Source organism: Vibrio sp. 10N.286.52.C3, assembly GCF_041468865.1.
Taxonomy (GTDB): Bacteria; Pseudomonadota; Gammaproteobacteria; order Enterobacterales; family Vibrionaceae; genus Vibrio; species Vibrio crassostreae_C.
In genome coordinates this window covers 76,997-97,450 of sequence record NZ_JBFRJM010000003.1, presented here as the reverse complement: position 1 = coordinate 97,450, position 20,454 = coordinate 76,997, and the positions used below count along the sequence as shown (strand labels likewise).

Annotated in this window: 20 protein-coding genes and 1 pseudogene; 7 read left to right on the top strand and 14 right to left on the bottom strand. The window is 43.0% G+C overall.

From position 1 onward, the window contains the following. Positions 1-73: 73 nt before the first annotated feature. Positions 74-526 (top strand): NUDIX pyrophosphatase, encoded by a 453-nt coding sequence (locus tag AB4138_RS01630; protein ID WP_017060581.1) that lies wholly within the window; start codon positions 74-76, stop codon positions 524-526. A 17-nt stretch (positions 527-543) separates the two neighbouring features. Here the strand turns inward: AB4138_RS01630 and AB4138_RS01625 are convergent, their stop codons facing one another. From AB4138_RS01625 to AB4138_RS01585, 9 genes and pseudogenes are all read right to left on the bottom strand, one after another. After that, positions 544-981 (bottom strand): bifunctional diaminohydroxyphosphoribosylaminopyrimidine deaminase/5-amino-6-(5-phosphoribosylamino)uracil reductase RibD, encoded by a 438-nt coding sequence (locus AB4138_RS01625; protein WP_102428769.1) that lies wholly within the window; start codon positions 979-981, stop codon positions 544-546. A gap of 155 nt (positions 982-1,136) precedes the next feature. Next, a complete protein-coding gene (locus tag AB4138_RS01620; RefSeq protein ID WP_136978735.1) occupies positions 1,137-1,691 on the bottom strand; it encodes a nucleotidyltransferase family protein in 555 nt (184 codons plus the stop codon). Further along, complete coding sequence (locus AB4138_RS01615) at positions 1,691-1,978, bottom strand: putative quinol monooxygenase (protein ID WP_372304777.1); 288 nt, start codon at positions 1,976-1,978, stop codon at positions 1,691-1,693. The genes AB4138_RS01620 and AB4138_RS01615 overlap by 1 nt, the downstream gene beginning before the upstream one ends. Positions 1,979-2,936: 958 nt before the next feature. After that, entirely contained in the window at positions 2,937-3,794 is an 858-nt protein-coding gene (locus AB4138_RS01610) for a hypothetical protein (RefSeq protein ID WP_372304774.1), read from the bottom strand. After that, on the bottom strand, positions 3,794-4,648 hold the full coding sequence (locus AB4138_RS01605; RefSeq protein WP_017060586.1) for an ABC transporter ATP-binding protein: 855 nt from the start codon (positions 4,646-4,648) through the stop codon (positions 3,794-3,796). The genes AB4138_RS01610 and AB4138_RS01605 overlap by 1 nt, the downstream gene beginning before the upstream one ends. Continuing rightward, complete coding sequence (locus tag AB4138_RS01600; RefSeq protein ID WP_017060587.1) at positions 4,645-5,016, bottom strand: GntR family transcriptional regulator; 372 nt, start codon at positions 5,014-5,016, stop codon at positions 4,645-4,647. Before AB4138_RS01600 ends, AB4138_RS01605 begins: the two co-directional genes overlap by 4 nt. Positions 5,017-5,239: 223 nt before the next feature. Next, the gene (locus AB4138_RS01595; protein WP_372304771.1) at positions 5,240-6,985 is read right to left on the bottom strand and encodes an EAL domain-containing protein; all 1,746 of its coding nucleotides are present in this window, start codon (positions 6,983-6,985) and stop codon (positions 5,240-5,242) included. 835 nt (positions 6,986-7,820) lie between these two features. Beyond that, complete coding sequence (locus AB4138_RS01590; protein ID WP_017060589.1) at positions 7,821-8,300, bottom strand: type II secretion system protein; 480 nt, start codon at positions 8,298-8,300, stop codon at positions 7,821-7,823. Positions 8,301-8,550: 250 nt separating this feature from the next. Further along, positions 8,551-9,939: pseudogene (locus tag AB4138_RS01585) on the bottom strand (putative bifunctional diguanylate cyclase/phosphodiesterase); the annotation flags it as partial. 182 nt (positions 9,940-10,121) lie between these two features. Here AB4138_RS01585 and AB4138_RS01580 point away from each other — a divergent pair. Together AB4138_RS01580 and AB4138_RS01575 are read left to right on the top strand one after the other, a co-directional pair. Further along, complete coding sequence (locus AB4138_RS01580; RefSeq protein WP_372304769.1) at positions 10,122-10,811, top strand: response regulator transcription factor; 690 nt, start codon at positions 10,122-10,124, stop codon at positions 10,809-10,811. Further along, positions 10,804-12,153 (top strand): sensor histidine kinase, encoded by a 1,350-nt coding sequence (locus AB4138_RS01575; protein ID WP_372304766.1) that lies wholly within the window; start codon positions 10,804-10,806, stop codon positions 12,151-12,153. The genes AB4138_RS01580 and AB4138_RS01575 overlap by 8 nt, the downstream gene beginning before the upstream one ends. A 166-nt stretch (positions 12,154-12,319) precedes the next feature. Here AB4138_RS01575 and AB4138_RS01570 read toward each other — a convergent pair whose 3' ends face one another. Next, positions 12,320-12,856, bottom strand: a complete 537-nt coding sequence (locus AB4138_RS01570; protein WP_017069226.1) for a GNAT family N-acetyltransferase — start codon at positions 12,854-12,856, stop codon at positions 12,320-12,322. A 226-nt stretch (positions 12,857-13,082) separates the two neighbouring features. Here AB4138_RS01570 and AB4138_RS01565 point away from each other — a divergent pair, with 226 nt between their 5' ends. Then, complete coding sequence (locus tag AB4138_RS01565; RefSeq protein WP_102320601.1) at positions 13,083-14,348, top strand: HD-GYP domain-containing protein; 1,266 nt, start codon at positions 13,083-13,085, stop codon at positions 14,346-14,348. A gap of 134 nt (positions 14,349-14,482) precedes the next feature. Here the strand turns inward: AB4138_RS01565 and AB4138_RS01560 are convergent, their stop codons facing one another. From AB4138_RS01560 to AB4138_RS01545, 4 genes are all read right to left on the bottom strand, one after another. Further along, complete coding sequence (locus tag AB4138_RS01560; RefSeq protein WP_017070990.1) at positions 14,483-14,932, bottom strand: PTS sugar transporter subunit IIA; 450 nt, start codon at positions 14,930-14,932, stop codon at positions 14,483-14,485. After that, a complete protein-coding gene (locus AB4138_RS01555) occupies positions 14,929-16,185 on the bottom strand; it encodes a PTS ascorbate transporter subunit IIC (protein WP_017064873.1) in 1,257 nt (418 codons plus the stop codon). The genes AB4138_RS01560 and AB4138_RS01555 overlap by 4 nt, the downstream gene beginning before the upstream one ends. A gap of 10 nt (positions 16,186-16,195) precedes the next feature. Beyond that, positions 16,196-16,465 carry a PTS sugar transporter subunit IIB gene (locus AB4138_RS01550; RefSeq protein ID WP_372304761.1) on the bottom strand — a complete coding sequence of 90 codons (270 nt, stop codon included), beginning with the start codon at positions 16,463-16,465 and terminating at the stop codon, positions 16,196-16,198. A 284-nt stretch (positions 16,466-16,749) separates the two neighbouring features. Further along, on the bottom strand, positions 16,750-17,226 hold the full coding sequence (locus AB4138_RS01545) for a hypothetical protein (RefSeq protein WP_029235263.1): 477 nt from the start codon (positions 17,224-17,226) through the stop codon (positions 16,750-16,752). 613 nt (positions 17,227-17,839) lie between these two features. Here AB4138_RS01545 and AB4138_RS01540 point away from each other — a divergent pair. From AB4138_RS01540 to AB4138_RS01530, 3 genes are all read left to right on the top strand, one after another. Further along, a complete protein-coding gene (locus AB4138_RS01540) occupies positions 17,840-19,048 on the top strand; it encodes a NupC/NupG family nucleoside CNT transporter (protein ID WP_102320600.1) in 1,209 nt (402 codons plus the stop codon). 340 nt (positions 19,049-19,388) lie between these two features. Then, entirely contained in the window at positions 19,389-19,658 is a 270-nt protein-coding gene (locus AB4138_RS01535) for a hypothetical protein (RefSeq protein ID WP_017064869.1), read from the top strand. A 45-nt stretch (positions 19,659-19,703) separates the two neighbouring features. Further along, positions 19,704-20,321, top strand: a complete 618-nt coding sequence (locus AB4138_RS01530) for a class I SAM-dependent methyltransferase (protein ID WP_017064868.1) — start codon at positions 19,704-19,706, stop codon at positions 20,319-20,321. Positions 20,322-20,454: the final 133 nt, after the last annotated feature.

Here is a 20,454-nt window from a genome sequence, read left to right as displayed (position 1 = left end):
TAATCATAGAAGACAATTTAACAAACCAAGGGTGGTAGCCTTGCCGCCCTCTTATTAAAACTAAGGTAACGTTATGATTCCACTCAATACTTCGATTGTTTCCGGTGTCGCTATTTCAGAGAGCGACGGACAAATGAAAATGCTATTAATGAAGCGTGTTAAAGGTGAGTTTTGGTGTCACGTCGCAGGCTCGATTGAAGCGGGTGAAACAGGCTGGCAGGCTATCGTGCGCGAGTTTGAAGAAGAGACCCAAATTAAAGTGGAAGCTTTGTATAACGCGCAGTTTCTGGAGCAGTTTTATGAGGCGCACGTGAATGTGATTCAGCTAATCCCTGTGTTTGCGGTGCTATGCCCACCCAACCAAGCGATTGAACTGAATGACGAACACACCGAGTACCGCTGGTGTAATTTAGAAGAAGCAAAAGCGTTAGCGCCGTTCCCCAACCAACATGCCGTCTACGATCATATTTGGTCGTATTTTGTCGATAAGCCAGTCAATCCGCTTTATCGAGTGAAATTGAACTAATACTGGCTGTTTAAGATCTAGGACTTACCAAGGTAAGGGGTTAAAAAGGCGCTCACTTGCGCTTGGCATAACCCCACATCCACCTTCACGCCGTGCGATTCAAGGATGGCAACTCCACGACCATTATTACGAGGGTCTGGGTCTAGCATCGCCACGACTACGTGTTTTACACCTGCTTTAACCAATGTATTGGCGCAAGCGGGTGTTCTGCCGACAAACGAACATGGCTCTAAAGTTACGTAAGCGGTAACCCCTTCCATTGTTCCGTCCGTTTTGTCGTTATAGTTATTGAGTGCTTCAACCTCGGCGTGGTTTCCGCCGACTTTTTGCGTGTATCCAACAGACACCACCTTATCGTCTTTCACCAAAACACACCCTACTGGCGGGTTTGGTTGGCAATCAGGTAAGGCTTGGCGCGAAGCTTCGAGTGCTTGCAGCATGTATTGTTGGTTCATGGTCGTTACTCAGTATGACGAGAGAGCGTAGCAGCTAGTCGCCACGCGTGGTTGATGAGTTGGTTAATTACTAACTTAATAAGCTAATAAGTGGGGCATGTTCGATCTGATTGGACTTTTAGTCAATGGTTTTAGCGTTTGAATTCGACTGCTAGTTAACTGTGACTCATCGTTAACTTGGGCCACTGGGTTAGCCAACCTTTGGATTGCACTCTTTGATCAAAGATATCTCGGCTACGCTTTGGATTGGGTGTGATTTGCAAATCAAACAAACTCTCTAAGCCAAAGGCAGAAATACACTCGATGTTTCCATGGAGGCTTTGTTTCACGGCGACGGCGGTTTCTTTCTCTGGCCAATAACTCATCGCATCCAATGAGCCTTGGTAAGGTTCATCCCCATTTCTAGTGTGCATGTAGGCTTGATTGCGAACTTGCCAATTCAGTTCGGGTAACCGTTGTTTAAGCTGAGCCTCGTATCTAAGATCCGATTCGTAAGAGGTATCAATGGGATCAAAGTAGATCACATCAATATCATTGAATGGAGTCGGGGAGGCATAACCATGCTGGTGATCCCAAACGAGGTTTCTCACAAAGCCCGCAGCGACATAACACTGCGGCAAATCCAACTGAGCGACACGGTCTAAAACCTTCATTCGTAAGGGATCTTGTTTGATCAACGTGACGATGCGCTTGGCTAGCGGATGTATCATTATGATGTCGGAACATCGGTGACTTGGTAGTGACGTGTCACGTTCTGAGAGATTGCACCCCATTCAGATGCTTTTACTCGCTGTTGGTGGGCTTCGAATGCTTCTCGGCTAGTGAATTCTTCATACACTTCAAAGCGAATAGGTTGAAGGGTGCTTTGACTGATTCGAAAGACCATACAACCAGGTTCTTCTAGTGTCAGTTCTTTGTGCACAGCTAAGGCTTGTGTGACGGCTTCTAGATCGTTGTCTGGCACTAGAATATGCCCTTGCAGAATTACTTTACTCATAATTACGTCCATTTAATTTGGTCCATTACGGATTTTTCTATCAAAAGCTTTATCCGTTACAAACATAATCCCATTTTGATGTTGTGACGTATAGGCTAATGTGGCGATTATTTGTTCACATCGAATGCATTTGTAGTTACGCCGTAACTTTAGGGGCGATATAATCAATAAATGACAAGACACTGGAACTAAATCAACGTTGGTCCGGTCTATTAAATTAGTATCATTGAACTGTATTGATACTGAAATGAATTTGTCATCTGAGAGAACTAACCTTAATTTTGAACAGCGGCTCATAGGATTGAATTGAGCCATAGTTGATATCTAGGTCATACTTTGATGTAAATGGTACTCAAAACTCTATATATTTTGTGATTTGTATCATTGATCTGGGCATCAAACACCGTTAGATTCGAATGGTTGGCAATAAAAATAGCTCATGAAGAGCAGTTAAAGAAAAGGAAATATCCCTTATGAAAAAAATGAGAAGAGCACAGCTTCATCGCGTTCGTATCCAATACTGGAAAGACACGTCAAAAGAAGCATCAAAGAAATAAGCTTTAAATCGTAAAGCTTTAAAAGCTGAAAAGCTTAATAAAATGTAAAACGCAACAAACTGATTTCATTAGCACTCTCAAGGACCTTCATCTGGTCGGCGACTAGCGAAATCATCCCCAAAGAGCTGGCAGGCATTAACAACAATGCAATTCAATGTCAGCTCATTAATACCTCCTCTAAGTTTATCTTCGTTTGTTAAACCTGTTCTCCAAATTAAAACTTGTTTGTTCCTTGTTCCTTGTTCCTTGTTCCTTGTTCCTTGTTCCTTATTCCTTGGTTTCGCATCCCCGTATTCGCTAACGTCCTGATAATAAAAAAGCTCCCGATTTCTCAGAAGCTTTGATTTAGATTTTGGTACCTGATGTGACTGCCCGATAAAGACTCGTGCTTAGGATAGACTCTAGCGTTGGAATAGCGTCTTTAAGCTCACGTCATCCGTTCTATTTAGCTTTAGGCTCAGCAGATAGCCGCCAATGCCAATCAGTACGTAAATACTTAACGATAAAACCGGTGCTTCAGCAATCGCGCTGAATGGGTTGCTTGCTGTCAGTACCTTCATTGGAAGTGATGCGATGAGAGATAGGAAATCGTTGATGCCATAGAACCCAAATACAGCGACAGAGAGGAACTTAATCGCATAGCTTGAGATAAAAATGACAAGCAATGGAGAGTTCACCAACTGCGAAATCGCTAGGGTCACAGTTGCCAGTGGTAGTAAAACCAGTGCAACTAACAACATTCTCCCAAAGAATACGAGCCAGTTGCTCAGCACATACAGTAGGGATTGCTGCTCAACCAGTAGCGCCAGTTGCTGCTCGCTAGACACGTTCAATATCCAGAATAGGAAATCGGCGAACAACACAAGCAACGCACAGATTGCCGGAATAACCACTAAACCGAAGCCGAGTTTCACACCGTGAGTCATTGCGTTAGATACCGGCATACTTCTCCAAAACATCGAACTGCCTTCTTGGCGCTCTTTACGCAGCGTTTTAGGGATGTAAAGCGTCGATAGGATCAGTGAAATAAGGCCCGCGCCAAAGTAGATCACTGAGTTGAGGTCTTGTGCGAACTCTCTGTGGATGTCGCTCACGTCACCGTTCACTTGCATTTCGAAGAAAAACTCATGCTGCGCTGCGCCATTGAAGAACAGACTAACGAACAGTAAGAAACCACATAACGCGACAAACAGAGGCAATCGAGTGTTAATTTTGTGCTCGATGAGTTCTTTTTCTAGCATGTAAAAACTTGGATGCATTATGCCTTCTCCGTCTGTGTTGCAAGGAATAGATCTGCGAGACCAACGTTATAGATGTTACCCAGTGATTCAACCTGCGCTTTGTATTGACCTTCCAATAACCACTTAGTGGTGCCCAGGCCTGATTGCGAGGTCAGTGGGTTGAGTTTCTGTATCTCGCTTGAATGGTTATTTGCGACTTCGATAATGAAATAGTCATTTTCGATGTCTTCCATGCTCTTTTGCAGCACACAATGGCCTTGTTTTAAAATCAGAACATCCGTTAATAAATGTTCAATCTCTGAAACCTCATGGCTTGCAATGATCATGGCGCGTTCGCCGTCGTGGAACCACTCAAGTAGATGGCGATAAAAAGTATCGCGGTACAGTAAATCTAGGCCAAGTGTAGGCTCATCTAAGATCAACACTTGGGTGTCAGTCGCGATGATGATCGCAAGGTGAAGTTGTACCTTCATTCCCTTAGAAAGCTGCTTGATAGTCGAAGAGAGCTTGATGTTGGTGCTGCTTAGCGTCTGTTCTGCTTTTTGCTTGTTGAAGCTAGGGTGTACACCTTGGGTGTATCTAAGCAGTTGCTTAACGGTCATCCACTCGGGTAACACGTTAACATCTGAAATGTACGACAAGTGCAGCATGAGTTCTGCATGCTGGTGGATAGGGTGGTAGCCATTAACCTCTATCTCACCTTGATAGCTGTGTCCACCAAGCAGTGATTTGATCAGTGTCGATTTCCCTGCGCCATTATGGCCCAGCAGTCCAAGCACTTGCCCCGGTTTTAACTCAAAGCTGATGTTCTCGACACCCACTTGATTTGAATAGGTTTTGGTTACGTTTTTCACGGAAAGTAACGTACTCATGACTTGTCCTTTATATGTTGTGCTAGCTGTTTCACGAGTTCTTCGACACTCATATCAATGATGCTTAGCGTCTCAGCGATGGCTGGGATCTGTGTGTTGATGAATGATTGGTGTGCGGACTCTTTCAATTTTTGAAGTGCCCCTTCGGCCACATACATGCCTTGGCCGCGTTTTTTCTCTACCAAGCCTTCATCCACCAGTAACTGGTAGCTTTTCATGACAGTAAGGTGGTTGATCTTGAGATCGGCGGCAACCGCACGCACAGAGGGCAATGCTTGTAGCTCTAGCCAAACACCCTGAAGAATTTGGTCACTGATCTTGGCGGCAAGCTGCCTAAAGATCGGCTGGTCGTCTTTCCATTCGGTCATAATTAAAACTGCATGGTGATATACATGTGTATAACACTAACCTATTTATTCGAGTTGGCAAGGATTTTATGAAAGTGCATCGGGTATTTTTATGTTTAGATAAAGCACGTTTGGTGGGGAGGGCACTTGAAGCCTACATCCTTGTGGGCTCTCAAGCAGCTGTATAAGCGATGATTATTTGAATAGGGAATGGTTGCTGATCAAGATTTCTATTAGGCTGGGCCTATTGCTCCTTTGAGTCATTAGGCCGGCTATATAGGTAACCTTGATGTAAGTTGTAGCCTAATTGACACAAGATATATTGCTGCCTACGCGTCTCGACACCTTCATAAATCATTGTGATATTTGATAGGCGTCCAATCTCCGAGATATTGAGCAATACACCCTGATGATGCTCTCCTGACTCGATATCCTTAACAAAGCAACGATCCAGTTTTAGATAGGCCGGAGAGATAACATTGATGATTTCGATGTTGTTATTGCCCGTACCAAAGTCATCCAGAGCGATAGTGATACCAAGCTTTTTGATATCCTTAATGTTATCGATAACCTCACACCCATAGCCAATGTTCGAATATTCAGTAATCTCGACGACAAACTCATTTGCTTCCATCGCGGTTAAATGCTCTCTGAGCCTTGCGAAGTTCGACCCTACCAAAGCACTTGGGCACACGTTGACACCATAGATCTCATGGCTGTTGTTTAACTTCGCTTTTCTGACTGTCTCGATGAGTAAAATAGTATGAAAGGTGAGTAAATTGGTGCGTCTCATGGTGTTGATGAAGCTTAAAACGCCAACGTTACGCACACGAGATAACAACTCGTAGTAGAGAACGCAGTTGTCTTCGGTGTTGATGATCGGCTCTTCTTCAAAGGAGATGTGTTTCCAACGAAACAGGTAGATCACGAAACCCAGAATATAGGAGCGATAAAGCAGGGTGGCGAGTATCAGAGAAAGCGCAATCCATAGTGCAACAATGTCGTCACTGTAGAAGGTGATGGTTGCACCCGTTGGTAGGGAGGTTTGATAGATAGATTTACTCTCTTCGCCAAGGTTTAAGATGTAGTAACCATTCTTCTGGATGGAGATAGAATCGACTAATAGAGGCAATAGTGAGTTCTTGTATCGAGCTTCGATAGATCGTTTAGATATTCGAGCAACCATCTCAATGTCGTGCTCGGTATCCATGAAGCGTGAATAGGCAAAGTCAGCACTATCGTAGAAGTCGTCTAATTGATTGAGCTCTATCATCTTAGAACGTGTTTTAGAGATATAGCAGGAGTCATAAGGTGTGGTCATGACGACAGAATCAAGGTTGAGCGAGTGCCTTAGCGAGTGCACAGCCCCGTGGCTATCGCAACCGTAGTCCATGACTTCTGCGGCAATGTGTTTGGTGTTCTCACTGTATTCATTCGCAATCTTCGTCGTATAAAGGATTTGGGAAAAGTAGACAACGAATAGGAAAAAGGAAGAGATGGTGAACACGGCTATCAGAGCCTTAATCAGCTCTCGATGATAGGTGTTGAACATCAGTTTCAACATCTCGAACTGGCTGGGCTTGAACTGGTTGATGTCGTACTTAGGTGCGATACGGTTGGTTGAGCTTTTATCGAGATCGATAAAGTAACCTACCTTATAAAGGTTAGAGATAAGTTCGCTATTATTATCTACCTTCGCTTTCTTACATAAGCTTCGATATTTCTTTCTTATAGAAGCAATAATATTTTTTAACGCGTATAAGCTAAACTCTTCGTCAAAGTGTAATTTAAAAGATTCTTCAACATCTCGTGCAGATTGAGGGTTTGATATTGACGAGTGTTCAATAAGGTATTTGAAAACAAAACTCTCTTTACTATTAAGAGTTTCCTCTGATATCTTATTACTGTCTCTTTTTATGTATATTTTTTCTTCATTGTAGATCAGTTGCAAGCTCTCATTATTGTTATTTATATTGAAAGAACAGTGCATAGCTCAACTCCTAAGCGATAGTTATTATATTTGTGTGATGGATATGTGATGGCTGGGATTGTCATTCAACACAAGAGTTCGATCTAAATAATATAACCAAAATGTCACCATTTCCTCTTAAGATGTTGATACTAATCGCAGAATTTGGGCTTTAATGAAAGGTTATGGAGATGTTCACCCAAAAGTTGAATTTATAAATGAAAGCCAATGATTTACAAGGGGTAAAGGGGATTTATCCATTTGTTTTGGTATTTATCCATTTCACAGCTTCTACGCGGTAGGTTTAGCGACTGGATTTAGAGGTTTCTAATGTAGCTTCTGATGGTATTCATTCGGCTTATCGATGCGTGAGATTTATCAGAATTTTTCATGATAAAATTAAATTATGTCATTTTATGTGATATTAATATAATTTATGTGGCGTATTGTTTTGGTGATTTAATTAAAGTAATCAATGATAGAATTAATTATATTTGTTGAATGATTGACTTTAATTTATTCTGTTACGAAATTTAAATAATTAAACTTTAAGGTGGGATATTTAAAATAGGGAAAGGATGATTTTTATCATGATGTGTTGATTAAAGAATTTTAATGGAATTATTATTGACATATGTATCAAATATGTGTCTATGTAAATATTAATCGGCTAGTGATGAAAATAAGATATGAATGAGGTTGGTATTATACCATGAGCACTGCCTAAAAGTATAAGCAGCAACAAGTTAGATCAATTAGTGTTATTTTTGAGCAAATGTTAGCGTAACCACATGATATTAAAAGATCTGTTGCGGTGGCTTTGTGTTAACTATGGAAGCGTGCAATCGTTGAGTATTTAACATGCACCATCAAGCACCACGATCTGTGGTTCTTTTTCTGGCTGATAAAGCACCTGACAAAAGTCTCCTTCTGGCGAATAGGTGTAGTTTTCGGTGTCGAAAGAGATGGCGGCTACTCTTTCTGCATTGCTGCCAGAGTCTACTTCTTTGTTGATGACATGAAGCTCTGTTGCGTCGATATTGAGCAGTCTTCTTAGTGAGTCAACATAGGCGATTGGGTAACCATGACAAACGTAGTAGGTCTCAATCTCCGTCTTTTCAACATAGTTGCACTCATCCTCAACGCCAGCAATCGCTGACTTCGCGTAGATCATATCGATACCCGTGCGAAGGTTACCAGCCACATCATGTATTTTACTCGCCCGAGCACTTCCTTGAACGTCTAAGAACTTGACCATAGCTGTCGCCGAAACGATCGCTAAAATTAATACAGAGATGATGAGTTCTAAAAGAGTGAAGCCGTTTTGTCTGTTCATGGTTACCGATTATTTGCTCTGCTAAAGGGACGGAATGAGGGTAATCTAAATACCAAAGTCATTACAGTTAGTCGGTATAATGGTTTGGTGTTTTATTGTGTGAATTTCTAAGTAATTTTCTTTATAAACAATAGCTTAATTATTTCCTCTTACTGTTAAACGCTATGTAAGCATACGTAAGCGTACACACCCACAGCAGCCGATTGTTTAGGAAGTATTCAAACGACTTAATTTATTGATAAATAAGTCTTTAATTGTAGGATTGTCGACCATTCAAAAACTGACTTTCGACTTCATTTGAGGGAATTGGTTTACTAAATAAAAATCCCTGAAGATACTGGTATCCACAATCGATTAAGAACGCTTTTTGCGTTTCGGTTTCGACACCTTCAGCAACCACTTTTAGCCCCAATTTTTCACAGATAGCATGGGTGGCTTGGACAATCGCTTTGCTCCCTTTGTGTGAACCGTGGACGAAGCTTTTATCGAGTTTCACGGTGCTAATCGGTAAGTCATGCAACATCGACAGTGACGAGTAGCCTGTGCCAAAGTCATCAAGGTGAAGCTCTACGCCCAATTTAGAAATATCGCTTAACGCTTGCCTGACTTCACCATGCTTGAAGATCATGGAAGATTCGGTGATCTCAAGGGCGATGCTTTGAGGTTGGATATTGTAGAAGTTCAACATTGCTAATAGCTGCTCGGCAAAGGTCGCGTGCATCTGAATACTCGAAATATTGATACTCATCATCAACTCACTATCAAACTCACGTTGCCATATCGATAGCTGTTTGAGTGCAGAGTTCAGAACCCATTTCCCGAGCGGTACAATCTGCCCCGTCTCCTCCGCTAAGCTAATAAACTCATCAGGGCCTATGTTACCTAGCTCTTTGTCTGACCATCGAAGCAAGGCTTCAAACCCTTTCACCTTGTCGCTGTTGGTGTTCATGATCGGTTGATAGTGAAGGTTGAGATCGTCGTTTTCTATGGCGCGTGCCAGTCGATGGCGGATCTCTACTTTGCGATGCAGGGTTTGTGCTAAGTCTGGGGTAAACGTTTGGAAGCGGTTTCGACCATTCGCTTTTGCAAGATGCATCGCCATACCCGCTTGCTTTAGCAATGTTTCTTGGTCAACCGCGTTATCAGGGAAATGCGCGGTACCTATGCTGCAACCGACAGATAAACTGCCGATGCCTCTGATATGGAAACTTCGGTTTAAGGCATCAATGATGCGAGAGCAAAGTAGTGGGATATTTTGATTTCGGCAGGTGTGGGCAATCACAATGAATTCGTCGCCACCAAATCGCCCTATCATGCATTTCTCATCAACCAACTGTTTAAGGCGTTCACCAACCTGTTTGAGTCGTTGGTCTCCGACAGTGTGCCCATAAGTGTCATTAACTAATTTGAAGCCATCAAGGTCGACAAACATCAATTCAAACGGTGAGCGATAGGCAATGCTGGTTTCTAGAAGGTTGCTGATCCCACGGCGATTATAAAGCTCCGTTAAACAGTAGTGTTCTGCGTTGTATCTGGCTTTTATCAGCTTCTCTTTTTGCTTTGTTGTACAGGTTAGGTTTCGCAGCAGTTCGCTTTTATCAAAGAGCCACTTTCCTTGCACATCAAAATGGTGTGCTCTGAAGGAGGAAACCTTGATAAACCAAGGCGCACCGGTTGTTGGTTCTCTATTCTGTAAACGTGTATGTACAAAAGTGATTACTATGTTTTGCGTACGGTAAATGTAGGGCTCTGATTCCAATATTGATGATCTATGACCAGTATATATACTGCCTTCGCTTTTAATAAATACTGGTGATAGGAATGTCGAAAACCAAAGTGCTCATTGTTGAAGATGACCAAGAGATAGCTCGTCTAACGACGCTTTACCTCGAAGCTGAAGGTTACAATGTTAGCGTTGTTCATGAAGGGAACTTGGCACTTGAAGCGATCCGTAGTATTGAACCTGATTTAGTGCTGTTGGACTTGATGCTTCCAGGGATGAGCGGCGCGCAAATTTGCCGTCAAGCCCGTGAGTTTTACAATGGAATGATTTTAGTGCTAACGGCTCCCGCCGATGAAATGAGCGAGGTCAGCTTGTTTAAATTTGGTGCGGACGATTACGTTGCCAAACCGATTCGTGGCCATGCCTTGTTAGCGCGAATTGAAGCGTTATTGCGTCGAGCGACTCCCGTAAAAACTGCGCAAGAAACTACGGCTGAAAAACAGTGCGATATTGTAATCAACAGCTCTGCTCAAAGTGCCACGCTCTACGGCCAAAACCTCAAGCTTACTTCTGCTGAATTTGAAATCTTAAACCTTCTCGTTAATAACATCTGTCAGGTCGTGACTCGAGACCAGTGCTGTCAGTTATTTAGAGGGATAGATTACGCGTTCAACGACCGCTCGATTGATATGCGCGTGTCTGGGTTACGCCGAAAGCTGCGCATTCACGCAAAAGACAAACAGTTGATTCGTACGGTTCGCAACAAGGGGTACATGCTGGTTGCGTAAGTTCATTGCTACGAAGCTTCGCTCGGTTTCGATGTTTGCTCGCTTATACCTTGGGATTGTGACTGGGATGTCGGCAACGATATTTTTGTTCTTGAACCTTGGTGAGGGGCACATGCGACGCACCGAGATCGAAACCTTCCTCAATGATGGCATCTACTTTGCGGAGCAGTATGTTCGTCAACACAATCAAGAAAACTCTCTCTATAAAGAGCTCGATAGAACAGGCTACCAACAATTTTATATCTTCAATTTACGCCTGTTGGAGAATTGGTCGGGCGAGGCGCCTTGCCAACAATGTGAGTTATACACAACCTTAAACGGTGTGCCGATATATCTAAGTGATGACAACCTCTATTCGACCGTGTTTCAGCTACCAAACTCTAAATTCAGTTTTGGGTTCAGTGAGGTAGGGGACTTTTTCTCTCCTGACATTGAATGGTACGAAGACTCAGAACGACACTTTTTGTTAGGGCTGTTGTTGGCTGTGATTGTGGCGATTGGAGCAAGTGTTTACTTACCTGTGAGGCGTTTTCAAGAAAGAATAGAGTTGCTCGTCGAGAAGCAGAAACAGTTTGGTAAGGGCAAGCTTAGTACTCGATCTGACATGGACGACATCCATCCTGTTTCTGATTTGGCCAGCAGTTTTAACTTCATGGCTGAAGAGATCGAAAGCAAAGTAAAACAAAGTCATATTTTCGCTCAAGCTATCCCACACGAAGTACGAACTCCGCTAAGTCGTATTCAACTGGCGACCGATATCCTAAGAAGGGGAGCCCCCGATAATCATCAGGTTCTTTTCGATGACATTGATACCTACATTGAGGATATCAACGAGCTCACGTCAGAAATCATCATGCTGTCGAAGTTGAATGTCATGGATAACTCTTTCTTTGAGCTCGTTAAAGTGACCTCCGATCTTCGTGAGTATTGCCTAGACCGAATTCGTTACTCGAAACTAGACAATGCCACCTTTGAATCTAAGGTACAGCTAGAGTGCAAGATTAAGTGTGATTGCTCAATGGCACGCTTGGTGTTCGATAACGTTCTCAAGAATGCGGGTAATTACACACAAGACAAAGTGTGGATGACGCTGGATGAGAACTCAGAAAACTGGCTGGTGGTGATTGAAGACAATGGTTCTGGAATACCAGAGAATAGGCGTGATGAGGTATTCCTTCCGTTCTCTCGACTAGACTCAAGCAGAACGTCGACCAACGGTGGATTGGGGTTGGGCCTCGCGATTGCTCTATCGGCGGCTAAAAAACTTTCTTGGGATATCAAAATCGACGACAGCAACTATGGTGGCGCCAAGTTCAGTATCGTGATTCCTAAGATCGCATAAGCTGCAGCTTCAAGAGCTCTTCAGGCTCGTCAAATAACAAAGCCACCGACTAATACCGTGGCTTTGTTATATTCCGATTTACAAGCGAGTGACTTCTTAGTTACTACTGCCTAGAGCCTAGAGCCTAGAGCCTAGAGCCTAGAGCCTAGAGCCTAGAGCCTAGAGCTTAGAGCTTAGAGCGATGAAGTCCATAAATAGCGTGGTCTACGATGCGGCCATTCAAGTTCTCGTTACGAGTTATAATACCTTCTAACGTGAAATGTAAGCGCTCACAAACCTTACGGCTGCTTTGGTTACCGGTTGCAGCTGATATCTCTACCTTTTCCATATCTAACTCATTGAAAGCAACATCAATCAGCTTCTGGACAACGCGCGTCACAATCCCCTTTCCTTGGTATGTCTCAGATAACCAATAACCTATGGTCACCTTTTGCTTATCATGATCAATGGTATTGAAACTGCAGTTACCGACGACCTTGTCTTGATACACGATTGCACAAGTCATGCTTTTCCCTTCGGCATAATCGTGTAGCGAGCGTTGGATGAAGATCCTAAAGTCTTGCTCGGTTTTACAATGTGGCGGCCACACGAGCCATTGACTTAGGTACTCATTCTGGCTTTGTGAGATTTCCGCGTAGTGAGAAGCGAAGCTCTCTTCAACCAATGCGATGGAGAGTTCGTTGTCGATAACCGTTTTAAACATGTCTTTCCTTTTCTTATGGCTGCTTATTTAAGCGAATCTTAGTCGGCAGGCTATAATGTCGCATGATTTTTAATATGCAACCATTTGTAGCACGGATTTTTCGTAATACGTTGGTTCTATCACGAAACTCATTAAACCTTACAATAGTTGTGTATATAATCATTAGCTATGCATTAGTATTAGCGGCCTAAATATATAAAAAATATAAAAATGCTAGGCTTAAATAATGAATCAACATTGCCAGGACGTGACCGTGGACCTAAGGAAGGCTCTATTCGGTATTGCTAAGGCGCTTGATAACGTCGGTTTCGAAAGTAAAAATCATGGACAGAGAGTGGGCTATATCGCGTATCGATGTGCTCTGAGTGTGGGGTGGGAAGAAGAGCAAGCGCAGCTCGCGTTTTCGTTAGGCTTGATTCACGACTGTGGTGTCTCGCAAATTGATGAACAGCTCAGTTTAACGTCTGGGTTTGTACCTGACTCAAGCTATCACCATTGTCAAAAGGGCTACCAAATCTTAAAAGAGTGCCCAGTTCTTTCTATATTTGCTAAGCCGGTTCTTTATCACCATACTCCGTGGTCTGAGCTAAGGGCTATTCATATCAGCGAGTTAGAAAGAGAACTAGCTGCCATCGTGATGCTTGCCGATAGAGTCGATTATCTATACGGCATAACCTCTTCTGATCGTTATGGAAACCTAACACCAGATGGCAAAGCGAGCATCATTGAACGTTTGACTGAACAAGCGGATGAGATGTTCGAAACCAACCTTGTGCAACACATGTGCGAGTTGGTTGATTTGGATGACTTCTGGTTTTCTATGGAGATTCCATACCTCGAGAACATGAGGGATAACTTTGAACCTGTGCCATTTTTCTCCCAGCAAATGTCGCTGGATGAGACGGTGGCCTTTGCCGAGTTTATCGCCAATGTTGTTGATACCAAAAGTTCGTTTACCTTTAAGCACTCTTTAAAGGTTGGGCAGCTTTCAGAATACCTCGCCAAACAGCTGGGTTATTCCTACACCACTCAGCGCAAACTCTATCTGGCTGGGTTAGTCCATGATATCGGTAAACTGCAAACCCCTAATGACATTCTGCATAAGCCGGATTTACTCACTGAAGAAGAGTATTGCTGTATTAAACGCCATGCAACGGACACTCGATTCGCATTGCAGGAGTTGTTCAGTTCACCTCAGGTTTGTCAGTGGGCATCTGATCATCATGAAAGGTTAGATGGTTCGGGTTACCCAATGGGAAAAACGGCGGAAGAGTTGGATCAACCCAGTCGAATTGTTGCTGTGGTGGATGTGTTTCAAGCGCTAACTCAGTCTCGACCTTATCGTGGAGGCATGACGTTAGAAGAGACTCTCGCTATTTTGAGGGACCACGTTGATAACTTTAAGTTGGATCGAGAAGTGTTTGAGTGCCTTAATAAACACGCGCAATATTGCTTTGAATTATCGACAGACAAACGAATGTACGCGTTTTAACGCCACTGAATGCTTTCTAGGTGTGATGCCTTAACTCATATTCGATGAGAAATGACCAAGCACCAGAAACAGAAAAGCGATAGCCGAGGCTATCGCTTTTTTCATGGGGGCTTATCAGGATCTTTATATCGAGATTAGTATCGTTTTAAGATCTCGATGATCGCTTGCTCAGTTTCCGCTGCGATGATGGCATCGATGTCATCATCATTTTGGAACAACTCTGATAGCGCCATAATCGTATGGATGTGGCTATCTGAGTCCATCGCTGCCAGAGTAATCGAAAGGTAAACGTCACCGTTGTCTTCTGACTCTAAATCAACACCCTTCTTGAATACCGTTACTTGCAGTGATGCTTCGTTCACACCATCTTCAGGGCGAGCATGAGGCATCGCAATCTTTGGTGCTAGAACATAGTACGCGCCAATATCCTTGTGTTTTTGCTTGATAGCTTCAACATAGCTTGCTTCGATTTTGTTGCTCGCTAGCAGTGTTGAACAGGTCACATCTATCGCAGCATCAACCGTTAGGTTCTCTTCAGAGTTGATGATAACGCCTTGGTTACCAATTAAATCGAATAAGCTCATGAAACAATCCACCCTAGGATAAGACCAACAACGCCGAAGTCGAAGTCAGCAAACGTTGTCGCTTCAAGACCAAGGCCACCCAGTACTGGAAGCAGTAGCATTGGTAGGAAAGAGATACACAGACCTTGCGTGAATGAACCGAGAATTGCACCGCGTAGACCGCCTGTCGCATTACCGTAAACGCCTGCTGCACCACCTACGAAGAAGTGTGGAACGACGCCAGCTACAATGATTGTCCAGCCAAGCGCGCCTTGAACTGCCATTGCTAGTAGGCCAGCAGCGAAAGAACAAAGGAAACCGATAAGTACCGCGTTTGGTGCTACAGGGAATACCATAGGGCAGTCTAGAGCAGGTTTTGCGCCCGGTACTAGCTTGTCAGAGATACCTTTGAATGCAGGAACGATTTCAGCAATCAGCATCTTCACACCTTGCAGTACGATGTAAACACCACCGGCAAACACAAGAGATTGCATGAAGGTGAATACTACCCAGTTTTGACCGCCTGATACTGTTTCAACAAAGTCACCGCCAGCAACAATTGAGGCAAACATAAAGAAGATAGCCATTGTTGTTGCTACAGCAACTGGCGTATCACGCAGGAACATTAGGCTTTTAGGTACGTTGATGTCTTCTGTTGATTTTGAAGTGTCACCAAACTTGCTACCAATGTAACCCGATACTAAGTATGAGAACGTTGAGAAGTGACCCATCGCCAACTGATCAGTACCCATCACTTTCTCTGTGTATTTTTGAGCAAGTGCAGGCATGATAACCATCAGTGAACCCACAATGATCGAGCCGATTGCAACGAGAGCAGTGCCTTCGATGTTAGCTGTAGACAGGATTACCGCTACCAGCATAGACATGAACATTGTGTGGTGACCCGTTAAGAAAATATATTTTAAAGGTGTTAAACGAGCCAATAAAATATTCACAACGAATGCGAAGAACATAATTAGAGCCATTTCATAACCGAATGCTTCTTGTGCTAATGCAACAATTGCTTCGTTATTTGGAATAACACCACTTACGCCGAATGCTTCAGTAAATACAACAGAGAAGTTATTTAGTGCGCCAACAAGAGCGCCAGCACCAAAACCTAAAATTAGGAAACCCATTACGGTTTTAATTGTGCCTTTTAGAATGGTAGAAACATCTGCTTTTTGTGCAACCAGGCCGATAAAAGCAATTAAACCTACCATGATCGCCGGCTCTTTTAATAAGCCGAGCATGAACTCGAAAAAGTTTTGCATAATTTTGACCTTACATGAAAGTTTTTAGTTGTTCTTCAATAGATGCTTTGTCAAAAATATTTTTAAGGCTGATGATATTCTCTTTACCAGCGTCTTTTAGTTGGTTTGCAACGTCTGTTGCTGCAACCCAAATATCCGCATTGCTTGATGCTGCAGATGAAAGATCTTCGTGATCAACTTCTGCTTCGAAACCGTTTTTTTTAGCGACTTCTTTTACTGCCATTTCCATCATTAGAGAAGTACCAAGGCCGTTACCGCAAACTACAAGAATCTTTTTCATAATATTTGTCTCAATTGGATTTTAGGGGTTGAGAAACTTCGTTCTCTTATTGTGTGAGAGCATAGTAATGGAAGTATTCAGATTTCAATAAGATCCCCATCACAAAACTAAAATGAGATTGTGATGGAGATCTCGTTAATTTGTAGTAAAGATCCAGAGTGAGACTTTGATCAAATTTAACTTTTCACTCGAATATGCAACGTATTTTATTGAGAAAGGCAGGCTTAACTAGTTTTTATATTAGAATATAAATCTATAGAGGCTTTATTGTTGAAAACAGAGAGTTAATCGTATCGACCGTAGTCAGTAAGCATTTTCTTAAGCATGCTATTAACGTCTTTGGTCTTTTTATTTCTTTTAGTCAGTTCGCTAAGAGAGGTTGGTTTTGGGGAGGCAATATTTTCACTGTCGACTTCTTCTGTTTTATCTTTCATTTTCTGTACGGCAGGCAATAACATTCTAATTTCTTCGTTATTGGCATTGGTCAGTACCACAATATTTTCAGATTCAACTTGAGTAATGGTTAGTATCCCGTGTTTAACCGATTCAACCTTTTCACCAATCATAATTGATTCAGGCGCGACAGAACGATCGGTGAGTTGACCTGTACGTAATTTCGCCGCACTGATAGCGCGGATATTTCCAGTATTTTCAAACGCGACAATAACAGTATAGGTATTATAATATTCAACTACTGTCACATAGCCGTGTCTATTTGTTTTGAATCTAGCTCCATTGTTCATGTCGTGCGGAGCTTCCATTTTCTTCACGTGTTTCCTCTCTTAGTCTCGATGGCTGTTATATCTAATCAGCTCTATTGGTATTTTATAGATAATTATTTGGTGAGGTCATACAAAGTATATACGCATCTAAACTTAAGATGAATCTTGAAGTCTCGGGAAATGAGGCAGAGCACAGAAAAGTAGTAAGAATCACACAGAATTAACCGAGTGATTACGCTCACACACTTAAAGACTTAACATTACAAATTCAACTCCCTACAGATTGTTTACAGTTTTGAAGCTCGAAAACGACGACAAACAATACATTTTGCTTAATCCTTGATCGCGCGATCGTTTGCGTTAAAAAATGTGATGAAAGTCTCACTTAACTGTTTATACTTCTCTTCCGGTTTTAAGCCGGTGCTTAGCCAATACAAGCCGTCACATGGATATGTGAATGACCCCACGGACCGGACCAGCTACGTTCCACTGCTTGTATAAGGTGATTTTTTACATGAACAACTCGTTGTTACATTCGCTAACCCTGTTAGCTCCTTCATCGCGTAGCGTTTTGCTTGCGGTTCTTTGTCCTGTTCCTTTGATGTCATTTGCTTGGCTCATGTTCACTCTTTAAGGATTACTAGGACACATTATGAATATTCTATTTGGTTTTGTCGGTGTTCTTGCACTGATTGCTTGCGCGTACCTGTTATCTGAAAGTCGTTCTTCAATTAACTGGAAAACGGTCTCTCGTGCACTATTACTTCAAATCGGTTTTGCAGCCTTAGTATTGTATTTCCCTTGGGGACAACTGGCGTTAACAAGCCTAAGCAATGGCGTTTCGAGTTTGCTTGGTTTTGCAGACGTTGGTATCGCTTTCCTATTTGGTGATCTGGCTACTGAAGGTTTCATTTTCGCGATTCGCGTACTTCCAATCATTATCTTCTTCAGTGCTTTGATCTCTGCGCTCTATTATTTAGGCGTTATGCAGAAAGTGATTCAAATCTTGGGCGGAGCGGTGCAAAAACTGCTGGGTACAAGTAAAGCTGAATCTCTGGTTGCTACAGGTAATATCTTCCTTTCTCAGGGTGAGTCTCCTCTTCTTATTCGTCCCTTTTTAAAGTCTATGACTCGTTCGGAACTGTTTGCTGTAATGGCAGGTGGTATGGCGTCGGTAGCGGGTAGTGTACTTGGTGGTTATGCTGGCCTTGGTGTTGAGCTTAAATACCTTATCGCTGCAAGCTTTATGGCGGCTCCGGGCAGTCTGTTAATGGCGAAGATCATTGTTCCTGAGCGCAGCACACCAAGTGATTACGACCATATCGAACTAGATAAAGCTGACCAAAGCAACGTGATTGATGCATTGGCAAGCGGCGCGATGAACGGTATGAAGGTTGCGGTAGCGGTTGGTACTATGTTGGTTGCATTCGTGAGTGTGATTGCGATGGTCAACACTGGCCTAGAAAGCCTAGGTGAAACGTTCGGTTTTGCGGGTATTACGCTACAAGCTATCTTTGGTTACCTGTTCTCGCCTCTTGCATGGCTGATCGGTATCCCAAGTGACGAAGTATTGATGGCGGGTTCTTACATCGGTCAGAAGATCGTTATGAACGAGTTTGTTGCTTTCATCGACTTCGTTGAGAACAAAGCTCTGTTATCTGAACACAGCCAAGTGATCGTGACTTTTGCTCTATGTGGCTTTGCTAACATTGGTTCTATCGCGATTCAGTTAGGTTCAATCGGTGTTATGGCACCAGAGCGCCGTGCTGAAGTTGCAAACTTAGGTTTGAAAGCTGTAGCTGCTGGTACGCTAGCAAACCTAATGAGTGCATGCTTAGCGGGTATTTTCATCCTGCTTTAAGCTAGATTCAGTTAAAGCGCCTAAATTGAGTAAAAGCGGACACCTTGCTTACGGAGTTAACGTGAGAAGGGTGTCCGCTTTTTTGTGCCTGTTAATCAGGCGAAATCAGGTTTTGGCCGTCGACTGTAATTTGTCTATCGTGAGTAAAAGTTCACTCGGAAGAGTAATAGAGCCAGCTCCTTTTATCCGATATACTTGAATATCATCAGGTTGCGATTAATAACATTCGGCTTCGATTAAGCACATTCGATTTCGATTGAGAATATTCGGTTCCGACTAAGCATATCCGCTTTCGACTAGGAACAATGGCAACCAAGCTAAATTAATCAAGGGTCTCTCCATGAACATTCGCGTTCTCATCGGTCTTATTGTTACCTTCATTGGCTTGTTTGCGATGGTTTACCTAATTGCTGGCGGCGCTCAGTTTCCTATCTACCAGTGGCCAAAAGAGGCTTATCTCGGTTTGGTGTTCAGCGTGGTGTGGGGGGCTGGTGTCGCAGCGTCTGTAGCGTATTTCTTCTCGGCATTGGTGTTTGTTACTGTCGCCGTGGTTTGCTATGCGATCGGTTATAAAATCGGTGGGCTCTTTTCTTCAAGTTCTAAAGCTTAATCTTATCAAGGTGTGCTGATGTTCATTGAAGTAGGGCTGATTTGAATGCACTGGCTCGATCGTTGGAAGGTGTATCGCTATCATCGGAAACAAACTAACCGCTCGAATGGCGACAAGGCTAAAGCTTTAGGTTGGACTAGCGAAGAGAGTCAATTGTGTCGCTTTGAAGTAATCGCTCGTGCGGCGGACTTCGAAAAGAAGAGTGTTTTAGATTTGGGTTGCGGCTATGGCGAGCTGTTTGAACTGCTCGACAGCATCTATCGTATTCAATCTTATACCGGCGTTGACCAACACGCAGGCTTTCTTAAGAAGGCGAAGCAAAACTACACAGAAGATCGTTGTCAGTTTTTGGCGGGTGATATGAGCAAAATGAACCTTGAGGCGCACGACATTGTCATCGCTAGTGGTTCACTGAACTACATCTCTCGTGATTCTGATTATCTGACAAACATGATTACTCGCATGTATGAACTGGCGAATCAGACGGTGATTTTTAATCTTCTCAACTCAAGCCAGTATCCTTCGCGTAATACCTTGATGAGTTATCACCCTCAAGGTGTCTATCGTTTCTGTAAAACGCTCTGCGATGATGTCTCTTTAACGGAGGGCTACGCAGAAGGGGATTTTACGATAGTGATGAACAAAGCCGTGTCAGGAGCTTGATGTCGTCTTTGTTTTTATCTTTATGCAGGTTTTGATATTAACAACTTTTGATACGAGTACTGACGTAGTAAACAGCAAAAAGCCGCAGCCTTGAAAGGTATGAGGCTTTTTGGGTTCTATGATGAACCTAGGC